At 70.4% G+C, this 21,198-nt stretch carries 10 protein-coding genes and 1 pseudogene; 4 read left to right on the top strand and 7 right to left on the bottom strand.

Annotated features, from left to right (window positions below):
• Positions 1 to 74 precede the first annotated feature (74 nt).
• Positions 75 to 10,700, bottom strand: a complete 10,626-nt coding sequence (locus tag BO226_RS02075) for a non-ribosomal peptide synthetase (protein WP_071934517.1) — start codon at positions 10,698 to 10,700, stop codon at positions 75 to 77.
• 137 nt (positions 10,701 to 10,837) lie between these two features.
• Here BO226_RS02075 and BO226_RS02070 point away from each other — a divergent pair, with 137 nt between their 5' ends.
• Positions 10,838 to 11,713 (top strand): siderophore-interacting protein, encoded by an 876-nt coding sequence (locus tag BO226_RS02070; protein WP_071934516.1) that lies wholly within the window; start codon positions 10,838 to 10,840, stop codon positions 11,711 to 11,713.
• An 85-nt stretch (positions 11,714 to 11,798) separates the two neighbouring features.
• On the opposite strand, the pseudogene BO226_RS02065 reads toward BO226_RS02070, so the two are convergent.
• From BO226_RS02065 to BO226_RS02050, 4 genes and pseudogenes are all read right to left on the bottom strand, one after another.
• Positions 11,799 to 11,900, bottom strand: a pseudogene (locus tag BO226_RS02065) (aspartate 1-decarboxylase); the annotation flags it as partial.
• 33 nt (positions 11,901 to 11,933) lie between these two features.
• Positions 11,934 to 12,620 (bottom strand): isochorismatase family protein, encoded by a 687-nt coding sequence (locus BO226_RS02060; RefSeq protein WP_071934515.1) that lies wholly within the window; start codon positions 12,618 to 12,620, stop codon positions 11,934 to 11,936.
• A 162-nt stretch (positions 12,621 to 12,782) separates the two neighbouring features.
• The gene (gene glyA, locus BO226_RS02055) at positions 12,783 to 14,078 is read right to left on the bottom strand and encodes a serine hydroxymethyltransferase (RefSeq protein WP_071934514.1); all 1,296 of its coding nucleotides are present in this window, start codon (positions 14,076 to 14,078) and stop codon (positions 12,783 to 12,785) included.
• A gap of 95 nt (positions 14,079 to 14,173) precedes the next feature.
• Positions 14,174 to 15,364, bottom strand: coding sequence for a hypothetical protein (locus BO226_RS02050; protein ID WP_016691281.1), 1,191 nt, complete (start codon positions 15,362 to 15,364; stop codon positions 14,174 to 14,176).
• Positions 15,365 to 15,515: 151 nt separating this feature from the next.
• On the opposite strand from BO226_RS02050, the gene coaA reads away from it, so the two are divergent.
• Entirely contained in the window at positions 15,516 to 16,448 is a 933-nt protein-coding gene (coaA, locus tag BO226_RS02045) for a type I pantothenate kinase (RefSeq protein ID WP_016691280.1), read from the top strand.
• 74 nt (positions 16,449 to 16,522) lie between these two features.
• On the opposite strand, the gene BO226_RS02040 is transcribed toward coaA, so the two are convergent.
• Positions 16,523 to 17,290: an isoprenyl transferase gene (locus tag BO226_RS02040; RefSeq protein ID WP_006553884.1), complete on the bottom strand. Its 768-nt coding sequence runs from the start codon at positions 17,288 to 17,290 to the stop codon at positions 16,523 to 16,525.
• A gap of 157 nt (positions 17,291 to 17,447) precedes the next feature.
• On the opposite strand from BO226_RS02040, the gene trhA reads away from it, so the two are divergent.
• Both trhA and BO226_RS02030 read left to right on the top strand, forming a co-directional pair.
• A complete protein-coding gene (trhA, locus tag BO226_RS02035) occupies positions 17,448 to 18,116 on the top strand; it encodes a PAQR family membrane homeostasis protein TrhA (RefSeq protein ID WP_024103272.1) in 669 nt (222 codons plus the stop codon).
• Between the two features lie 74 nt (positions 18,117 to 18,190).
• Positions 18,191 to 19,108, top strand: coding sequence for a mechanosensitive ion channel family protein (locus BO226_RS02030; RefSeq protein ID WP_033097237.1), 918 nt, complete (start codon positions 18,191 to 18,193; stop codon positions 19,106 to 19,108).
• Between the two features lie 64 nt (positions 19,109 to 19,172).
• On the opposite strand, the gene BO226_RS02025 is transcribed toward BO226_RS02030, so the two are convergent.
• Positions 19,173 to 21,167, bottom strand: coding sequence for a thioredoxin domain-containing protein (locus BO226_RS02025; RefSeq protein WP_071934513.1), 1,995 nt, complete (start codon positions 21,165 to 21,167; stop codon positions 19,173 to 19,175).
• Positions 21,168 to 21,198: the final 31 nt, after the last annotated feature.

The raw sequence follows: 21,198 nt of genomic DNA, 5'->3' as shown, positions 1-21,198 counted from the left end.
GAACTTCTCTCTCCCACGGATGCCGCGACGAACCGCAGGCGCATACCGACTAGCTAATGGTTAGGCTAACCATACTAGGCGCCCGAGGGGGTACTGAAACCTGCTCCCACCGGCGCGTTCATCGCCGTCGTCCAGGCCTCGGACAGCCCTCGGATCTCCTCGCAGGAAATTCGTCCGTCCGACCGCATCGTGGCTGTGAATATACGACCGCCCGCTTTCTCCTCGATCCGCACCGACAGCTCGAGGGCGCGCCCGCACGGGGTCCGCCGCTCCGTCGGCACCGTGTCGATCCGGACGAGAACGTCGGGCCGGGCCAGTGCCATGAAGGCCGGTGCGGCCTGGGCGTTGAGGTGCCGCAGCAGCGCGTAACCGGACCCGTCCCCGGGCACCGCGTCCACGGCGGCGGCCACACCGGTCGACACCGCGTCCGGATCGTCGGCGACGGGAACCCGCACGGGCACACCGACGGCGAACGGACCCACGGTCCGGGTGCAGTCCGGCTCGCCGTCGGAGAATTCACGTGCGTCGCGTTCGATCTCGACGAGCAAATGTGCCGGCGCGGCCTCGCGGACGCGTCCGACGGCGACTGCCAACGCGGTCACTGCCGCGACAGCGAGGTCCTGCCCACCGGACGGACCGGCGTTGACCTCGACTGCGGCGATCTCGACCGGATCGCCGACGGGGAGCACCGCGGTGCTCAGCGCGGCGCCCGGGGCGAGGACCTGCACCCAGTGCGCCAGTTCCCCGAGCAGCGCCGGGTCCTGCGCGCGCTCGTTGATGCGGGTCGCGAGTCCCTGCGCGGTGGCTGCGGGAACGGCAACCGGTCCCCCGGTGACCGCCGCAGCCAGGTCGGCGGCGAGCACGCCGACGGAGACACCGTCGGCGACGATCGGGTGGACCGCCACCACGAGTCGACCGGTCTGCCCGGTGGTCAGCCACACGGCCGAGAGCACCGGTCCGGCCTCGGGGTCGAGAGCCTCGGCGGCCTCGGTGCGGGCCTGCTGCTGCGCTGTTGCGAGGTCGGTGGTCTCGACGACCCGTACCGGTACCTCGTCGCCGGCGGGGTGGGTGTCGAGCGACCACAGCACCGAGGACACGCGGGTGAGCCGCATGCGCAGCGCATCGTGAGCGGCGACCACCGTGCGCACGGCACCCGTCGCCTTCTCCTCGTCCGCCTGGGTGTCGACGGCGAACACGAGTGCGGCTCCGGCCGGCTCTGCACCGATCTCTCGCAGTGCGTGCACGGCCGGCGGCACGGGCACCGGGCCCGGTTCCCGGTCGTCCACGGGGCCCGTCGGCTGTTCCTCCGTCTCGGCGAACTGCGCGACGGCGGCGAGACCGGCCGGGGTGCGCCACCGGAAGATCTCGCGCGGGCCGAATTCGATGCCCTTGCGGCGCGCGGCCGTGACGACCTGCATCGAGACGATGCTGTCGCCACCGAGCGCGAAGAAGTCGTCGTCCGGTCCGACGACGTCGAGACGCAGTGCCTCCTCGAACAATTCGCACAGTGTGGCCTCGGCGGGGGTCTCCGGGTCGCGGCGCGTCGTCGCGGTCGGTTGCGGATCGGGGAGTGCCCTGCGATCGAGTTTGCCGTTCGGTCCGAGCGGCAGTACCTCGAGCACGGTCACGGTCACCGGGACCATGTGATCGGGCAGGGAGGTCGCGGCGTGCGCGAGTAGATCGGCCGGTTCGACGGTGCGCCCGGACAGGGGCACCACGTAGCCGGCGAGCATGCCGTCGCGCACCACGACGGCGCTCTGCGCGACGTTCGGATGCGCGACCAGCGTCGCCTCGATCTCCCCGAGTTCGATGCGCAGGCCGCGGAGTTTGACCTGCCCGTCGGCGCGGCCGATGTAGTCGAGTTCGAGGCCCGCGCCCCGGTCGCGCCACCGCACGAGGTCGCCGGTGCGGTAGAGCCGCTCCCCCGCGTCGCTGTAGGGGTCGGCGACGAACCGGCCCGCCGTCAGGCCCGCGCGCCGGTGGTAGCCGCGGGCGAGCTGGACACCGCCGAGATACAACTCGCCGACGACGCCCGGCGCCACGGGCCGGAGCCGCTCGTCGAGGACGAGGGTGCGGGTGTTGTCGATCGGCCGTCCGATCGGGACCCACGGAATGTCCTGCGCCGGAATCGGTGCCGCGGTGACGTCGACGGCGGCCTCGGTGGGGCCGTAGAGGTTGTGCAGTTCGGCGTCGACGAGGGTGTGGAAGCGGTCGCGATGGTCGGCGGTCAGCGCCTCACCACTGCAGATCACCCGGGTCAGGCGCAGTGCCCGGTCCTGCTCGGCGGCGAGCACGTCGAGCAACGCCGCGAGCATCGACGGCACGAAGTGCGCCGTGGTGATCGACTGCCGGGCGATCACATCGCGCAGATAATGCGGGTCGCGGTGACCGTCGGCGGTCGCGACGACGAGCGTGGCGCCGGTGATCAGCGGCCAGAAGAACTCCCACACCGACACGTCGAATCCGGACGGGGTCTTCTGCAGCACCCGATCCTCGGCGGTGAGACCGTATTCGTCCTGCATCCACCGCAGCCGGTTGGCCACGGCGCGATGGCCGACGACGACACCCTTCGGGGTTCCGGTGGATCCGGAGGTGTAGAGCACGTACGCCGCGCAGTCGAGGGGCATCACAGTCGGTGCTGCGACCGGATCTGCGGGATCGGTTCCGACGGAACCGGATTCGTCGACCTCGAGCACCGGCACACCGGAGTCGAAGGTCATCGCCACACCGGCGGCCGCCACGACCGCGACGGGCTGCGCGTCGGAGAGCATGTACGCGAGTCGCTCGGCGGGATAGTTCTCGTCGAGCGGCAGATAGGCCGCACCGACGCGGTGGATCGCAAGGAGGGCGATCACGAGAGCGGTGCTGCGCGGAATCGCCACGGCCACGACGGCATCCATTCCTACTCCGGGAACGGCACGCAGATGCCCGGCCAGCGCGGCGACGGCACGGTCGAGTTCGGCGTAGGTCCACCGCCGTCCGGTGGCGTCGTCGACGAGCGCGAGGGCATCCGGTGTCGCAGCGACCTGCTGCGAGAACAGCTCGGGGACCGTGCGATCGGGACCGTCGTCTCGGACCGTGCCGATCTCCGCTGCCACCAATGCCTTCCGGTCGTCGACGGTGAGCACGCTCAACTGCGACAGCGAGGCGTCCGGATTCGCCGCGATCTCCGCCAGCAGAGCCGTGAGCCGCTGCACGAATCCGTCGACGGTGCCGCGGTCGAACAGGTCGGTCGCGTACTCGATGCGACCGCGGATCCCGCCGTCGTCGGTCTCGGCGAGGTCGAAGGTCAGGTCGAACTTCGACGTGCCGGTCTCGACGAAGACCGGTTCGGCGTCGAGACCGGGCATGCGGATCTCGTCGAGCCGGTCGCGGTACTGCACCATGATCTGGAACAGCGGCTGGCGCGCGAGCGACCGGGCCGGGGCGAGTCGTTCGACGAGCACCTCGAACGGCAGGTCCTGGTGCGCGTAGGCGTCGAGATCGACTTCCCGGACCCGCGCGAGCAGGTCGCGGACCGTGGGATCGCCGGACAGATCGGTGCGCAGCACGAGCGTGTTGACGAAGAAGCCGACGATCCGATCGAGGGCGGCGTCGGGGCGCCCCGCGACGGGAGTGCCGACGACGATGTCGTCCCCGGCGCCGTGCGCGCGCAGCAGTGCCGCGACGACGGCGTGGGTGAGCATGAACATCGTCGCGCCGGATTCGGCGGCGACATCGGCGAGTGCCGAGCGGGTCTGCGGGTCGACGGTGAACGGGACCGCGCCGCCGCGGTAGCTGCTGACGGCACCGCGCGGCCGGTCGTGCGGCACGGCGAGTTCTTCGGGTGCGCCGTCGAGGACGCGTGCCCAGTACTCGGTCTGGACCTCACGCAGAGACTCTTCCCCGGTACCGAGACGTTCGTCCTGCCAGAGAGTGAAATCCCGGTACTGCACCGGCAGCGACGCAGGTGCGGGCGCCCCGGTGGTCAGGTGCGCGTACCAGGCCGACAGGTCGGCGACCAGCGGCGTGGCGGACCACTCGTCGGCGGCGATGTGGTGCACGAGCACCATCAGGTGCGCGTCGTCGGGAGCGGTGCGCACGAGCGTCGCGCGGATCGGCAGGTCGTGGGCGAGATCGAACGGGCGGCCCGCCTCCTCGGCGAGCAGCGCGTCGAGATCCGCCGGGGCGGTGTCGACGATCCGCAGGTCGACGGTGCAGTCCTCGACGGGCAGCACCCGCTGGTAGCCGATCTGCTCGACGTCATCCTCGTCCGGTTCGGTGAACACCGTGCGCAGCGTGTCGTGCCCGGCGATCAGGTGCTGCAGGGCGCCGCGCAGGGCGTCGATGTCGAGTGTGCCGCGCAACCGCATCGTGTACGGGATGTTGTAGGTCGCCGACGCGCCCTCGAGGCGGAAGAGGAACCACAGCCGGCGCTGCGCCGCCGACATCGGGACGAGATCGGCGTGGTCGCGGCGCACGAGTTCGGGTCCGGCGGCGGTGGCCGGGACCGTCGCCGCGAGTCGCGCGGGGGTGCGCAGATCGAAGATGTCGCGGATCGACGGGTTCCGGCCGGTGCGCACGCGCAGCACAGCGGACAGACGTGTCGCGAGGAGCGAATTGCCTCCGAGGGCGAAGAAGTCGTCGTCGGGGCCCACCTGGGGGACACCGAGGAGTTCGGCGAGCACCTCGCACACGGCGCGTTCGTCGTCGGTGGCCTCGCGCGTGCTGTGGCTCTGCGCGGGATCGGGCAGAGCCGCGCGGTCGACCTTGCCGTTGGGCAGGGTCGGCATGGCGTCGAGGACGGCGAAGACGGCGGGAATCATGTAGTCCGGCACCACCGTCCGCAGGTGGTCCTGCAGGTCGGTGACCGTCGGGCGCGGTGCGGCCGGATCGGCGACGACGTAGCCGACGAGCAGATCGGTTCCGGACGCCGACGGGCGCACGGTGACGAGGGCCGCGGTCACCGCCGGGTGGCGCCGCAATGCGACCTCGACCTCGCCGGGTTCGATGCGGAAGCCGCGCAGGCTCAGCTGGTGGTCGGCGCGCGAAACGAAGTCGAGTTCTCCAGAGGAACTGCGCCGCACCAGGTCTCCGGTACGGAACAGCCGAGCGCCGCTCCCGGTGGGGTCGGCGACGAACCGCGCCGCGGTCAGGTCCGGGCGGCCGAGATAGCCGCGGGCGGACTGCACTCCCCCGACGTAGAGTTCGCCGGTCACCCCGTCCGGGACGGGACGCAGGTGCCGGTCGAGGATGCGTGCGGTCACGCCGTCGACGGGGGCACCGATGCGGACGCGGTCGACGTCGGAGCCCGGCGCCGTCCAGGTCGTGACGTCGCCGGCGACCTCCGACGAACCGTACGAGTTGATCACCCGTGCGCCCGGCAGTGCCGCGATCACGCTCGCGCCGAGGGGTTCTCCGCTGAGGAACCACGTGTCGACGAGTTCCGCGGCCTCGGGGCGCAGGGCGGCGAGGGTCTCGGCGAGGCTGGGCACCGCGGTGAGCATCCGGACGCGGTGCCGGGCGACGAGATCGGCGAGGGTCTCGGCGTCACGGGAGGCCGCGTCGTCGGCGAGGACCATCGTCGCACCGGAGAGCAGACCGGCGAACAGTTCGGTGGAACCGTCGATGAAGCTCAGCGAGCTCTTGGCCAGGCGCACGTCGTCGCCGGCCGGGCGGACGCGTGCCGCCTGCCACGCCAGCCGGTTCGCCAGCGCCGCAGCGGTTCCGACGACCCCCTTGGGCACACCCGTCGAACCGGAGGTGTAGACGACGTACGATCCGTCCTCCGGATGCAGCGGCCGGGTGCGGTCGAGGTCGGTCACCGGCGCGTCGGGGTGGCCCTGTGCCGCCTCTGCCAGTGCGGCGAGGGTCAGCTCCGGTGCCCCTCCGGGCACGGCGCCGTCCGTATCGACGAGCACGAGATCGGGTGCGGCGTCGGTGAGCATGAACTCGATGCGTGCCGGCGGGTACGACAGGTCGACGGGCAGGTAGGCGGCACCGGCGACGACGACGGCGGCCAGGGCCACCACGGCGGCGTCGGAGCGTGCCGCCGCGACCGCGACGACACTGCCGGGTCCGATGCCCCGCTCGGCGAGCGCACGAGCCGAACGATGCACGCGCGCCCCGAATTCCCGATAGCTCAGGGTCTCGGTGCCGAACACGAGCGCCGGGCGATCCGGGTGGGTGGCGAAGGCCGCCGCGAGCAGATCCGGCAGCAGCTGCGTGGTGGCGGGCACCGCCTCGGCGGTGCCGGCGGCGCGCTCCTCGTCGGTGCGCACGTCGATCGTCGAGAGGTGCCGCGGTTCGGGTTCGGCGAAGGCCGCGAGCACCGACAGCAGACGCTGCCCCAGGGTCCGTACGCTCGTACGGTCGTAGAGGTCCTCGGCGTACTCGAAGCGGATCGACAAACCGTCGGTGGCGTCGACGAAGTCGACGGTGAGATCGAACTTCGACGCGCCGGTGGACAGATACGACACGGTCGCGACGGTGTCGCCGATCTGCGGGACGACCGGTTCGGTGCGGTACTGCACCATCGTCTGGAAGAGCGGGTGCCGCGCGAGCGACGGGGTGACACCGACGGCGTCGACCACCTCGTCGAACGGCACCTCCTGGTGGGCGAGCGCGGCGAGGTCGGCGCGCCGTACGCGTGTCAGGATCTCGGCGGTGTCGGGATCGCCGGACAGATCGGTGCGCAGGGCGACGGTGTCGACGAAGAAGCCGACGATGTCCTCGAGCCCACTGTCGGCGCGACCCGCGACGGGCGCGCCGAGCACGATGTCGTCGCCCGCACCGAGCGCGGTGAACAGGGTGGCCACCGCGGCGTGGGTGAGCATGAACATGCTCGTCCCGGAACGGGCACACGTATCCCGAAGGGCCGCAGACAGTTCCGAACCCACCTGCACGTGCACCTCGCCACCGCGGTGACTCGGCACCGCGGGTCGCGGACGGTCGTGCGGCAGGGCGAGTTCCTCGGGTGCCCCGGCGAGGGTGGAACGCCAGAACGCGAGATCGCGGTTGCGGAGCGCGGCCGCGGCGGGGTCGTCGGCGAGACCGCGCTGCCACACCGCGAAGTCCGCGTACTGGGGACGCGGCGCGTCGTCGGGCACACGACCCGCCGAGAGATCCGCGTAGGCGGCGGCGAGGTCGGCGAAGACCGTCTCGGCCGACCACTCGTCGCCGGCGATGTGGTGCACGACGAGCAGCAGCACCGCGTCATCCGGTGCGCGTCGCACGAGATGCGCACGGAACGGACGGTCCTGTCCGAGGTCGAAGGATGCCCGCGCAGCCGCGTCGAGAAGTGCCGCGGCATTCCCGTCGCGCGCCTCCGCGACCTGCAGGACCGTCGACGGCGTGTCGGTGACGACCTGCACGGGCTCACCGTCGACGACGTCGACGACGGTGCGCAGCACCTCGTGCCGGGCGACGACGTGCACCAGCGCACGGTCGAGCAGGCCGGCGTCGAGCCGGCCGCGCAGTTCGAGGGCGAAGGGGATGTTGTAGGTCGGCGACGGTCCCTGGGCACGGTCGAGGAACCACAGGCGCTGCTGGGCCGACGACAGCGGGATCCGCGCCGGTCGCGGTCCTGCGACGAAGCGGGGACGTGCCGGGCTCGCGCCGTCGACCACCACGGCCAATTCGGCCACGGTGGGAGCGTCGAAGACGTCGCGCAGCGACACCTCGACGTCCAGCGCCGAGCGGATCCGGGCGACGAGACGGGTGGCGGACAGCGACGTTCCGCCGAGGGTGAAGAAGTCGGCGTCGACACCGACGGCCGGGAGTCCGAGCAGGTCGGCGAAGACACCGGCGAGGGTGTGTTCGGTGGCGGTCTCGGGATCGCGACCGGTGTCGGGGGCGCCGATCTCCGGGGTGGGCAGTGCCTTGCGGTCGACCTTGAGGTTCGCGGTGAGCGGGAACTCGTCGAGCACGACCGTCAGCGACGGCACCATGTACTCGGGCAGACGTGTGCGGAGGAAGTCGTGCAGTGCTGCGGTGTCGACGTCGGTGCCGGTCACGTAGCCCACGAGGCGGGCCGCACCGGTGGCGTCGGGCCGGGCGACCACGACGGCCTGCGCCACGCCGGCGAATTGCGCTGCGGCGGTCTCGATCTCACCGAGTTCGATGCGGTGTCCGCGGACCTTGACCTGGTCGTCGCCGCGTCCGAGATACTGCAGGGTGCCGTCGGCGGTCCAGCGCACGAGATCGCCCGTGCGGTACATCCGGCCGGCGCCGAAGGGATCGGCGACGAAGCGGGCCGCGGTGAGGTCGGGGCGGCCGCGGTAGCCGCGCGCGAGCTGCTGCCCCACGACGTACAGCTCACCGGCCGCGCCGACCGGCACGGGCTGCAACTGCCGGTCGAGCACGCGCACACCGGTTCCCGGATAGGGGCGGCCCACCGACCCGGTCCACGGCAGATCCGGCGCGACCGGAGCGGAGGTGCACCACACCGTCGCCTCGGTGGGGCCGTACATGTTGGCGACCGAACACGCTCGCGCAGCGAGGGTTCCGGCCAGGACGGCGGGCAGGCCCTCGCCGCCCACAAGCACGCCCGTACCGGCGAGATCCAGACCGTCGTGTTCGACGATCGCGCCCCACAGCGACGGGGTGGCCTGGATGCAGTCCACCGACTCGGTGGCGGCGAGCGCGGCGAGGGCTGCCGGATCGCGCGCCTCGTCGTCGCCCGCGAGCACGACGGCCCCGCCGCGGCACAGCGGCACGATCAGTTCGAGCACCGAGATGTCGAACGACAGGGTGGTCAGGGCGAGAAGCCGAGTGTGCGTGCCGATTCCGGCGAGATCGGTCGCGGCGTCGACGAAGCGGGCGAGTGCGCCGCGCGAGAGCACGACACCCTTCGGCCGGCCGGTCGAACCCGAGGTGTAGATGACATATGCCGACTGGTCGGGCACAACTCGCTCGGAAGGCGTGGTGCCGACGGGGACGTCGCCGCGCCAGTGCAGGACGCCGTCACGGAAGACCGCCGTGGCGTCCGGGGTCGATGCGCCGAGACGGTCGGCGAAGTCGTCGGTGGTGAGCAGGATCGCCGGTCGCGCGTCGTCGAGCATGTACTCGAGTCGCTCGGCGGGGAAGGCGGGATCGAGCGGCAGGTACGCCGCGCCCGTCCGCAGCACGGCGAGGAGCGCGACCACCATGTCGGCGGTGCGTGGCAGGGCGAGCGCGACCGTCACCTCGCACCGCGCACCAGCCCGTGCGAGTTCGCCTGCGACGGCATCGATGCGCGCGTCGAGCTCGGCGTAGGTGAGACGGTCGGCGCCGGCGACGAGCGCGGGTGCGGCACCGGCGGCGGCCACCTGCGCGTCGAACAGATCCATCGCGTCGGGCGCGACAGACTCGGATACGACTCCGTGCCAACGGGATTCGAGATCGGCGCGGAAATCCGGGTTCAGCAGGTCGGCATGGGCGAGAGGACGTTCGTCCGCGTCCTCCCGGGCGGCGAAGGTGAGCAGTCGCGCGATGGCCGCGGCGTGACCGGCGACCTCGTCGGCGGTGTACCGGTCGGCGTCGGCGTCGAGGGTCAGTTCGAGTGCGCGGGTGCTGTCGACACGACGGGCGACCACCGCGAGGTCGTGGACGGGACCGCGCGCGAGCGAGTGCACGGTGGCGGTCGCGTCGCCGAATCGCACGGTGTCGCCGAACGGCTTGATGTTGACCGTCGGGCCCACCGGACCGGGACTGGTCGCGGGCAGACGCAGGTCGCGGTGGATGTCCTCGCCCCGGTAGCGACTGTGGCGTCCCTGCGCAGCGACGGTGGCGCGCACGTCGGCGGCGAGCGCCGCGAGACTCGCCTCCGGAGCGACCTCGATGCGGAGGGGCACGACATTGACGGCGGTGGTGAGCACCTTCGCGGCGACGCTGCCCATCCGGTTCATGGCCGGGAAGCCGAGCACCACGTCGCGGACCGCGGTGACCCGGCCGAGATAGGCGGCGGTCGCGGCGGTGACGAGGTCGGGCCAGCCCACCCCGGCGCGGCGTGCCGCTACGTCGAGCGCCTCGGCGACGTCCCCGGGGACCTGCACCGATTCGGTGACCACCGCGCGGGCGAGCGAGGACGCGGCCGGCACCGCGGTCTCCGCGAGGCCGAGCGCGTCGGGTGCACCATGCAGCGTCTCGGTCCAGAAGTCGCGGTCGGCGACGATGCGCTCGCCGCTGCGGTACTCCTCGTCCTCGGCGACGACCTGCTCGACGGAGCCGAAGGTCGCGGGCGGGACGTCCTCGCCGCGCACGAGTGCGGTGTACACGACGACGATGCGGCGTTCGACCAGGCTGTAGCCGTAGACATCGAGCAAGGCGTGGTGGGCGCGCAGGAACAGCAGGACACGGTCCGGTCCGAGGACGAACACCCGGGCGCCGATGCCGGCTTCGGCCGTCGGATCCATCGGCACGCGCAGGATCGCGCGCATCGTGTCGACGGCCGTCCGCCGCGGATCGGCGTCGGCGGTGAGGTCGGTGACCTCGATCTCCGGCGACGGATGGGCACCGGGGAACTGGACGGGCACCTCGTCGACGACGGCGATCCGGGCGCGCAGTCCGGCGGATTCGTCGAAGACCGTGTGGACGGCGCGGGCGAGCACGTCCGGATCCATGGCGCCGTCGATCTCGAGGAAGTGCCCGGTGACGAGTGTCGCGTTCGAGGGGTCGATCGTCTGCGCGAACCACATTCCCGCCTGGGCAGCGGTCAACGGCAGAGGCACGATCGATTCCACGGGTACTCCTCGGCATTCCTGGACCCGCCCCCTCGGATCCGCCCCTCCGTCCGGATATAGTTAGGGCCGCCTAACCATACCAGCAGCGACGCGCCCGCCCGAATTGTCCGGCCGGTCCCGTCCGGAAGGAGCTCACCATGCCGGTGACGACGCCCCCGACCCGCGTCTCCCTGCCCATCGTCCTGCGGCGCCTGACCGTACTCCGCGCGGTGGACGTGACACCGCGGATGCGTCGGATCACCCTGGGCGGCGAGCAGCTCGGTGCCTTCCGCAGCGGCGACTACGATGCCCCGGCGTTCACCACCGAGGGTGCCGACGACTACGTCAAGATCTTCCTGCCCGAACCCGGCAGCGAGACCCCTGTCCTGCCCGAACAGCACGACGGGCACCTGCACTGGCCCCGCAAGCCCGCACCCGTGGCCCGCGCCTACACGGTGCGTCGCTTCGATCCCGTGGCCGGGGAGCTCGATCTGGACTTCGTCCTGCACGGACACGGCCCCGCCGGTAACTGGGCCCGCACCGCCGAACCCGGCAGCGTGCTCCACCTCGCGGGACCCAAGGTCGCGATCATCCCGCCGCAGGGCGCCGACTGGTGGCTGCTCGCCGGCGACGAGACCGCACTACCCGCACTGGGGCGCTTCGTCGAGACCTACGGTGGCACGGTGCCGATGCACGTCTTCGCGCTGGTCGACGGTCCGCAGGAGGAACAGTCCGATCTCGCAGGCGTGAGGTGGGTGCACCGTCGTCCCGGAGTCTCCGACGCCACCGTGCTCGCCGAGGCCGTCGAGTCGGGTGCGCCGCGCGGCGGTGAGGGCTGGATGTGGATCGCCGGCGAGGCATCGATCGTGAAGGAACTGCGCGCCGTGTCGAAGCGACTCGGCATCGCCAAGCCGATGCTCGACGCGTCGGGCTACTGGCGCAGCCCCGAGTCCGATCGTCCGCTGGCCCGCCTGCGGCTGCTGCGCGAGCAGGCCGTCGAGACGCTCGAGGCGCGTCGTCGCGGCACCACCTAGACGATTCCTGTGTGCTCTGTTTCGGTGTTCTCGACCGCGCCTGGCGACGTCGAGAGCACCGAAATCGCTTCCCGCGTCAGCGCGGTGAGAGTTGGTCGCGGTCGATCGTCACCGATCCGACGTAGTGCAGATCCGCGTGGGTGACGGTCGCGCGATGGATCTTGCCGGACAGAAGAATTCGCTGCATGTGCTGAAGTTCCCGATTCTCGGACCGTGTCGGTCAGCGCAGCGATGCGGTGAGTTCTTCGGTCTCGCGGTCGCGGCGACGCGCTGACGCGGTAATCGACTCGATCAGCGCGTCCGTGGTCTCGACCCGGCCGACCCGCTTGGCGACGTACTGGAGCGCCATGAGGTGCTCGTCGCGGGAGAAATCGGCGGTGGCGTCGAGGGCCATGAACGGCGCGACGTCGCTCATGAAGGCGTCGGCGGCGCTGAGCATGCAGCCCATGTGCGCGTAGACGCCGGTGACGATGAGCTGGTCGCGGCCGTTGTGCGCGAGCAGCTGACGGAAGTCGGTGCGCTGGAACGCCGAGTAGCGCCACTTGGTGACCTGGATGTCGTCCGGGCCGGGGGTGAGTTCGTCGATGACCTCGGTGTCGCGGCCCGTGCTCAGCCCCACGCCCCAGAAGTCGGCGAGGATGCCGCGACGCGACGGATGCTGGTCGCCGGGCTGCATCGTGTAGACGACGGGGATACCGGCGGCCAGGCACGCCTCGCGGAGGCGGACGATGTTGGGCACCACGGTCGCGAGCGGTTCGGCGTCGCGCTGGTAGGCGTCGATGAAGTACTTCTGCATGTCGTGGATCAGCAGGGCGCAGCGGGACGCGTCGAGCGTCCAGTCCACCCGAGCATCGGGAATCTCGTCGCCGGTGGGCAACTCGTACGGATCGATGCTCGGGATGGCCATGCGACTTCCTTCTGCTGTTCGGGGGTACGCGTGCGGGCACCGACAGTGTCGGCGTGCGTAGGCTACCCTAACCAACCCTGCGGTGGGATGTCTCGTCCCCCGGATACGCGACCGGCCCGCACCGGAGTTCGGTGCGGGCCGGTCGGCGACAGTAGGAAGCCGTCAGATCAGACGCCAGTCCTCGAGACCCTCGTACAGCGGCACGGACTGCGCCAGGGCGCTCACGCGGGTGCGCAGCGACTCGGCGTCGGCGCCACCGATGAGCGTCTGCGCGATGATCTCGGCGACCTCGGTGAACTGCTCGTCGCCGAAACCGCGGGTCGCGAGCGCCGGGGTGCCGATGCGCAGACCCGAGGTGACCATCGGGGGACGCGGGTCGAACGGCACGGCGTTGCGGTTGACGGTGATGCCGACCTCGTGGAGGGCGTCCTCACCCTGCTGGCCGTCGAGCTGCGAGTTGCGCAGGTCGACCAGGACCAGGTGCACGTCGGTGCCGCCGGTGAGCACCGAGATGCCCTTGTCGGCGACGTCGGACTGCGACAGGCGATCGGCGATGATCCGGGCACCGGAGAGGGTGCGCTGCTGACGGTCCTTGAACTCGTCGCTCGCGGCGATCTTCAGTGCAACGGCCTTCGCGGCGATCGCGTGCATGAGCGGGCCGCCCTGCTGGCCGGGGAAGACGGCCGAGTTGATCTTCTTCGCCCATTCCTGCTTGGCGAGGATCAGGCCGGAACGCGGGCCACCGAGCGTCTTGTGCACGGTGGTGGAGACGACGTCGGCGTACGGCACCGGCGACGGGTGCAGACCCGCGGCGACCAGACCGGCGAAGTGCGCCATGTCGACCCACAGGTAGGCACCGACCTCGTCGGCGATGGAGCGGAAGGCGGCGAAGTCCTCGTGACGCGGGTAGGCGGACCAGCCGGCGACGATGACCTTCGGCTTCTCGCGCAGGGCGATGTCGCGGACCTCGTCCATGTCGATGCGGTGGTCGTCCTTGCTGACCCCGTAGGACGCGACGTCGTACAGCTTGCCGGAGAAGTTGAGCTTCATGCCGTGCGTGAGGTGGCCGCCGTGCGCGAGGTCGAGACCGAGCAGCTTCTCGCCGGGCGTCATCAGCGCCATGAGCACCGCCGCGTTCGCCTGCGCACCCGAGTGCGGCTGGACGTTCGCGAAATCGGCGCCGAAGAGCTCCTTGGCGCGGTTACGGGCGAGGTCCTCGACGACGTCGACGTTCTCGCAGCCGCCGTAGTAGCGACGGCCGGGGTAACCCTCGGCGTACTTGTTGGTCAGGACGCTGCCCTGGGCCTGGAGGACGGCGCGCGGCACGAAGTTCTCCGACGCGATCATCTCGAGCGTGTCGCGCTGACGCGACAGCTCGCCGGCCATGGCCTCGGCGACCTCGGGATCGAGGTCGTTCAGTGCGGCAGTGTTCACGTCGGCGCCGGGCGCAGCGGTCATCGAGGTTTCTCCAAGCAGAGGGCGTCAGGGATACGACCTCCAGTCTACGAAGGCCGTCCACCGCTGCGGAAGCCGGTCCCCGAGCAACCTGCGGTTCACCGCAGGCTGCTGGGCACCAGGGGTTCGTCGAGCAGGCGCCGGAAACGGTCGGCGCGCTCGGCTCCGGCCGGAACCTGCTCGAGCCAGCCGCCGAGGAGCCGGTAGCCCTCGACGTAGGTGCTGATGTAGGCACGCCACAACGGCGACGACAGAAAGCGCAGCGACTGCCGGGCACGTTCGGGGCTCGACAGCGACCAGCGCTGCAGGAATTCGACGACCTCGTCGTGGCTGCGCCCGCGGTCGTGGAGCAGCAGCGCGGCGTCCTGCCGCACCGACAGCAACTGCTCGGACGCCTCGGACAGTTGTTCGGCGAGTTCGCCGTCGAACCGGAGCCCGAGATCGGCGTAGATCTCCTGCGCCCACGTCCCCCAGCCCGGGCCGACGATCGCGTCGAGTGCGAGATCGGCGAGCCCTTCGGCCATGAGGCACTGCGGGGTGTTGACGAGGAACAGCGTCTGCTCGGCCTGACCGCCGGCGACGAGACCGGCCTCCTTGCGGCAGTGCTCGGTGTGGTGACCGGGATACGCCTCGTGCGCGATCAGCCGGGGCAGGTGCGCCATCGTCTGTTCGAGATCGGAGTTGATCGCGACCCGCGACCGGTAGTCGCCGAGGTAGTAGTTGAAGCCCGACCACGGCTTGTCGCCGACGACCTCGTACTCGACACGCTCGGTGTCGGGCAGCGGGTGGACCGCCCGCACCTTCTCCCGCAGAGCGCTCGAGAACGCCTCGACGCATTCGGCGAGACGATCGGCGGGGATCACCTCGGACTTGCGGTGGGCCTGCATCCGTTCGGTGAGCGATCCGGTGCCGGGCAGCAAAGCGTCGAGGCGACGGTGCGCGTCGCGGTAGGCGTCCTCGTCGCCGGGCTCGATGCGGACGTCGAAGTACGCCTCGACCTCGTCGACGAAACCGATCTCCTCCCCCGCGAACTTGCGGGCCGAGCAGTCGAGGGCGCGCAGATGCACGTCGAGGAAACGGGTGCGCTCGTCGGACAGTCCCGCACCGGGCAGTTCGTCCCGCAGCCGTCGCGCGGTGTGTGATAGATCACGGGGATCGGGAGTCGGGGCGTTCTCGACCTTCCGCCGCAGCGCGGGATCGCCCGTGTAGGCGTCGACGAACCCTTCCTCGAGCCGGTCGAAAGCCAGGCCCAGCAGCAGATATTCGTTCACGAAGTCGTCGGCTCCCATACCGGCCGAGCCTAGTCGCTCGTCGGCGAGCCGACACAGGAGAACCCGCCGGAGTGGGGACCCCGGGGAGGCATCCGCCTGTGTCAGCGAGCACAATCCGTTACATGGACATGCAACGCCGCATCCGCCGCGCCACCGGGAAGCCGTGCCGATGGCTCGTCTGAACGAACCGAGCCCGTATGTCGAGTTCGACCGCAAGCAGTGGCGGACGCTGCGGAAGTCGACTCCCCTCGTCCTCACCGAGGACGAACTCATCGGGCTTCGGGGCCTGGGCGAGCAGATCGACCTCGCGGAGGTCGCGGAGGTGTACCTCCCCCTCGCCCGGTTGATCCACCTGCAGGTCGCAGCGAAGCAGCGGTTGTTCGCCGCGACCGCGACCTTCCTCGGGGAGAAGCATCCCGACCAGCAGGTGCCGTTCGTGATCGGTGTGGCCGGTTCGGTGGCGGTCGGCAAGTCCACCACGGCACGTGTGCTGCAGGCGTTGCTGGCACGCTGGGATCACCACCCGCGGGTGGATCTCGTGACCACCGACGGGTTCCTCTACTCCACCAAGGAACTGGTGCGGCGCAACATCATGCACCGCAAGGGTTTTCCCGAGAGCTACGACCGGCGCAAACTGCTGCGGTTCGTCACCGAGGTCAAGTCGGGAGCGAAAGAGGTTGCGGCGCCGATCTACTCCCACATCTCGTACGACATCATCCCGGGTCAGTACCACATCGTGCGGCAGCCGGACATCCTCATCATCGAGGGCCTGAACGTGCTGCAGACCGGTCCGCGGTTGATGGTCTCCGACCTGTTCGACTTCTCGATCTACGTCGACGCGCGTATCGAGGACATCGAGAAGTGGTACGTGGAACGCTTTCTCGCGCTGCGTAAGACGTCCTTCGCGGATCCCGAGGCGCACTTCCACCACTACGCGAACCTGTCGGACCGGGACGCGATGAGTGCCGCGAAGGAGATCTGGCACTCGATCAACCTGCCGAACCTGGTGGAGAACATCCTGCCCACGCGACCGCGCGCGACCCTGGTCCTGCGCAAGGACTCGGATCACGCCATCAACCGGCTCCGGTTGCGCAAGCTCTGACGCGCCCCGCCGCTCGGCCCTGTTCCAGGCGCCGAACCGGCGGGCGCCGTCAGGCGCCGAACCGGCGGGTGCCGTCAGGCGCCGAACCGGCGGTGCCGGGCGGCGTAGTCGCGCAGCGCGCGCAGGAAGTCGACCCGGCGGAACTCGGGCCAGTACGCCTCGGTGAACCAGATCTCCGAGTAGGCGGACTGCCAGAGCAGGAATCCGGACAGTCGCTGCTCGCCGGAGGTACGGATCACGAGGTCCGGATCGGGTTGACCGGACGTGTAGAGGTGGCTGTCGACACCGTCGACCGTCACGGACTCGACGAGCTCTTCGCCACGCAACCCCTGCGCGTAGCGCACCCGCAGGAGCGACTGCACCGCGTCGACGATCTCCTGGCGACCGCCGTACCCGACGGCGACGTTGACGTGCGTGCCCGTCCGGCCCGCGGTGCCGGCCGCGGCCTCGTGCAGCCGCTTGGCGTGGTCGGCCGGGAGCAGGTCGGTGGTGCCGACGATCTTCACGCCCCAGTTCTGGCCGGGCGCGGAGATCTCCTCCACCACGTCGGAGATGATCTCGAGCAGAGCATCGAGCTCCTCCGGGTCGCGCCGGAGGTTCTCGGTGGACAGCAGGTAGATCGTCGCCGTCTCGATACCGGCCGCGTCGCACCAGCTCAGCAGCTCGGCGATCTTCTTGGCACCTTCGCGGTGGCCGTGACTGACGTCGGTGAAGCCGTTCTCGCGCGCCCAACGCCGATTGCCGTCGCACATGACCGCGACGTGTCGCGGATGCCGTGCTCCGTCGAGTTCCTTCAGCAGCCTGCGCTCGTAGAGCCGGTACAGCAGTCCGCGGACGCTCACCCCGTCATCACCACGCGAGTCACATTACGCCCAGGCGTACGGACGGTCGCGTCGGTGGTCACAGAGTCTCCCGGAGCGCCCTCACGGGCTGTAACGTGACGACGGAACAAACCTACGGTTGCGTAGGTTACTGATCGGTACCGAGAGGAGCGCACGCATGACGGCATTCGGCCTCGAGGAACTACCCGTCAAACCGCGGATGCGCGGATGGATCCACGCCTGGGCCTTCGGTGTGGCCGTCATCGCCGGCGTCGCCCTCGTCTCGGCCGCCGCCTTCCTCGCCGACCGCCCGGACGCCGTACTCCCCGCGACGATCTACAGCCTCACCGTGTGCGGTGTGTTCGGCGTCAGCGCGCTCTACCACCGCCTGAACTGGGGGCCCCGGTCCCGCGTGTGGATGAAGCGCGCCGACCATTCGATGATCTTCGTGTTCATCGCCGGCAGCTACACCCCGTTCGCGACACTCGCCCTGCCCCCGGAGTCCGGGCGACCGCTGCTGATCGTCGTGTGGGCGGGCGCGCTGGCGGGCGTGGCCCTGAAGATGCTGTGGCCTACGGCGCCGCGCTGGGTCGGTGTGCCGCTGTATCTGCTGCTCGGATGGGCCATCGTGCCCGTTGCCGGACAGCTGGTCGCCGAGGTCGGTCTCGCTCCCATGCTGCTCCTGCTGGTCGGAGGGCTGTTCTACAGCGGAGGAGCGATCCTCTACGCGACCCGCTGGCCCGATCCGTGGCCCGCGACGTTCGGGCACCACGAGTTCTTTCACGCGGCCACGGTCATCGCGGCACTGTGTCACGCGATAGCGGTGTGGCTCGTGATTCTCGGTTGAAACCTCACCGACCGCTTCGTGCAACTTCTCACACCACCTGAAGCCTCCGGCACCCGTTTGTAAACTCGCGGGGGATGTCTATTCCGTTGCTCGCCTTCGAACTGACCGAGACCAACAGGGACTGGCTGATCCACCGGCCGCTCGCGATCGTGAGTTACATCGTCGTCGCGATCGTGCTCCGCTTCGTCCTCCACCGACTGATCGACCGCATGACGAAGCCGCGTGAGAAATCCGGCAAGCCCCGCCGATCGTTCCTCGCACCGCTGCAGGAACGCGCCGAACGCGCCATCGGTGATCCCTACGCGCGCGAACGCCGGATCCAGCGTGCCCAGACGATCGGCTCGGTATTCAAGTCCGGTGTGTCGGTCGTCGTGCTCGTCTGGGTGGTGCTGCAGACGCTCGACACGCTCGGCTTCAACGTCGCGCCGTTCATCGCCTCGGCCGGTATCGCCGGTGTTGCTCTTGGTTTCGGTGCGCAGAACCTCGTGCGGGACTTCATCTCGGGCATGTTCATGCTGCTCGAGGACCAGTACGGTGTGGGCGACGTGGTGGACCTCGGCGACGCGGTGGGCACCGTCGAGTCGGTCGGCCTGCGCGTGACGACCGTCCGCGACATCGACGGCACCCTGTGGTTCTGCCGCAACGGCGAGATCCTGCGCGTCGGCAACATGAGCCAGGGCCACGCGGTCTCCGTGATCGACGTACCCATCGCACCGACCTCCAATGTCGACCGCGCCTGCCAGATCGCCCTGCGGGCCGTACTCGACGGCGTCGAACGCGAGGACATCGCACCCGACGTCCTGGAGAAGCCCGAACTGCTCGGGGTCAACTCCGTGACGGCGGGTGCGGTGACGCTGCGGCTGACCGTGCGCGTGCGCGCCGGCAAGCAGTGGGCGATCCGCCGCAGTCTCACCCGCGCGGTGCTCGAGGCGTTCGATCAGAACGGCATCGAGTCGCCGAACGTCGCGGTCGCAGCCGCCGTGAGCAGCTAGACCCTCGAAGTAGAGGACCGAGCGCACCGATTCACCGCCCCTGGCACCGCCTGGCCCCGACGAGTCAGAGCGCGGCGAGCACCTCGCGCAGATCCGTCTCCGTCGTCACCGGCCGATCGCACACGAAGCCCCGGCACACGTAGGCCGCGGATGCTCCGTCGACGAGCGGCCGACCATCGAGCAGCGGCGACGAGTCGGGTTCGCCGCCCACCACGATCGCTCCCCCCGGTGCGAGCCGGCGCGCGAGGTCGAGGAGTGCGCCGCCACCCGCGACGGCGACCTGCAGCGGACCGCGCACCGACGCCTCGGCCACGGTCAGCCAGTGCCCTCCGGCACGCGGCGCTTTCTCGAGCAGGATCGAGGCCGCCGACAGCGACAGCGCGGCGGCATCGGCGTAGCGGGGGTCGTCGTGCACCAGCGCGGACAGACCGAGCAACGCCTCGGCGATCAGCGACGCCCCCGACGGCGTCGCCCCGTCGACCGGATCGCGCGGCCGGGCGACCAGCGATTCGGCGTCGTGCGCGGTGTCGAACCAGCTCCCGGGACGTTCCGGATCCGCGAACTGCGTGAGCGCGACGTCGGCGAGTTCTCGCGCGCGCTCGACCCAGCTCCGATCCCCGGTCCCCTGATGGACGGCGAGCAGCGCGGTGACGAGTGCTCCGTAGTCCTCGAGCACGCCCACCGGAGATCCGACGACACCTCCGAGCGACGCGCGGCGCAGTCGTCCATCGACGAGGTGCCGGTCGAGCAGGAACCGCGCGCACCTCGCCGCCGCGTCGATCCAGGCGGGTTCGCCCAGTGCGATGCCGGCCTCTGCCAGTGCGGTGATCGCGAAGCCGTTCCACGCGGTGACGACCTTGTCGTCGCGTCCGGGTTGCGCGCGATCCTGCCGGGCCGCGAACAGGCGTGCCCGCACGTCGGCGAGACGGGCCGGATCGTCGGGCTCGTCGAGCAGCTGCAACACCGAGGTGCCGTGTTCGAAGGTGCCGCCGGGAGTGACGGTGAAGGCCTCCGCGGCCCACCGGCCGTCGTCCGCGCCGAGCACATCGACGAGCTGATCGGGGGTCCACACGTAGGTCAGGCCCTCGACCCCGTCCGTGTCGGCGTCGAGCGCCGAGGCGAATCCGCCGTCGGTGGTGAGCAGGTCGCGCAGCAGGAATTCGGCGGTCTCCCGGGTGACCCGCGTCGGCAGTTCCGCGCCGGTCACCCGCGCGAGGTGCGCGTACAGCCGTAGGAGCAGCGCGTTGTCGTAGAGCATCTTCTCGAAGTGCGGCACCGTCCAGGCGGAGTCGACGCTGTAGCGGGCGAAACCGCCACCGAGCTGGTCGTAGATCCCACCTCGCGCCATCGCGTCGGTCGTGCGCTCGACGAGACCGAGCGTGTCGGCGGAGCGCGTGCGCTCGTATCCGCGCAGCAGGCCCTCGAGCAGGTTGGACGGCGGGAACTTGGGTGCGCCCCCGAAGCCGCCGTGTTCGCGATCCTCGTCGGTGGCGATCGCAGCGGCCGCCGCGTCGAGCAGGACCGCCTCGACAGCGGCCTCCCCGACGGGCAGTCCCCCGCTGCTGCGACGGAGTTCGGTGGCCACGGCGTCGGCGGCCTGCGAGACCTCATCGCGCCGGTTGTGCCAGGTCTGGGTGATGGCCTCGAGAAGTTGGACGAAGGACGGCATGCCGCCGCGCGGCGTGTTCGGGTAATACGTGCCGCAGTAGAAAGGCGAGCCGTCGGGGGTGAGGAAGCAGGTCATCGGCCATCCGCCCTGACCGGCCATGGCGACGGTCGCGTTCATGTAGACCGCGTCGATGTCCGGCCGTTCCTCACGGTCGACCTTGATGCACACGAAGTTCTCGTTCATGACAGCGGCCGTGGCCTCGTCCTCGAACGACTCGTGTGCCATGACGTGACACCAGTGGCAGGCCGCGTACCCGATCGACAGCAGGATCGGCACGTCGCGCTCGCGCGCCTCCGCGAGCGCGTCGTCGCCCCATTCCTGCCAGTGGACCGGATTGTCGGCGTGCTGCCTCAGATAAGGGCTCAGGGCGTCGGCCAGTCGGTTCGCCATGCCCCCACGCTACGGAAGGAGCACCGCCGGT

The organism is Rhodococcus sp. 2G, assembly GCF_001886355.1.
Lineage (GTDB): Bacteria > Actinomycetota > Actinomycetes > Mycobacteriales > Mycobacteriaceae > Rhodococcus > Rhodococcus pyridinivorans.
The sequence above is the reverse complement of the archived record's forward strand: the minus strand, read 5'-3'. Positions and strand labels throughout refer to the sequence as shown.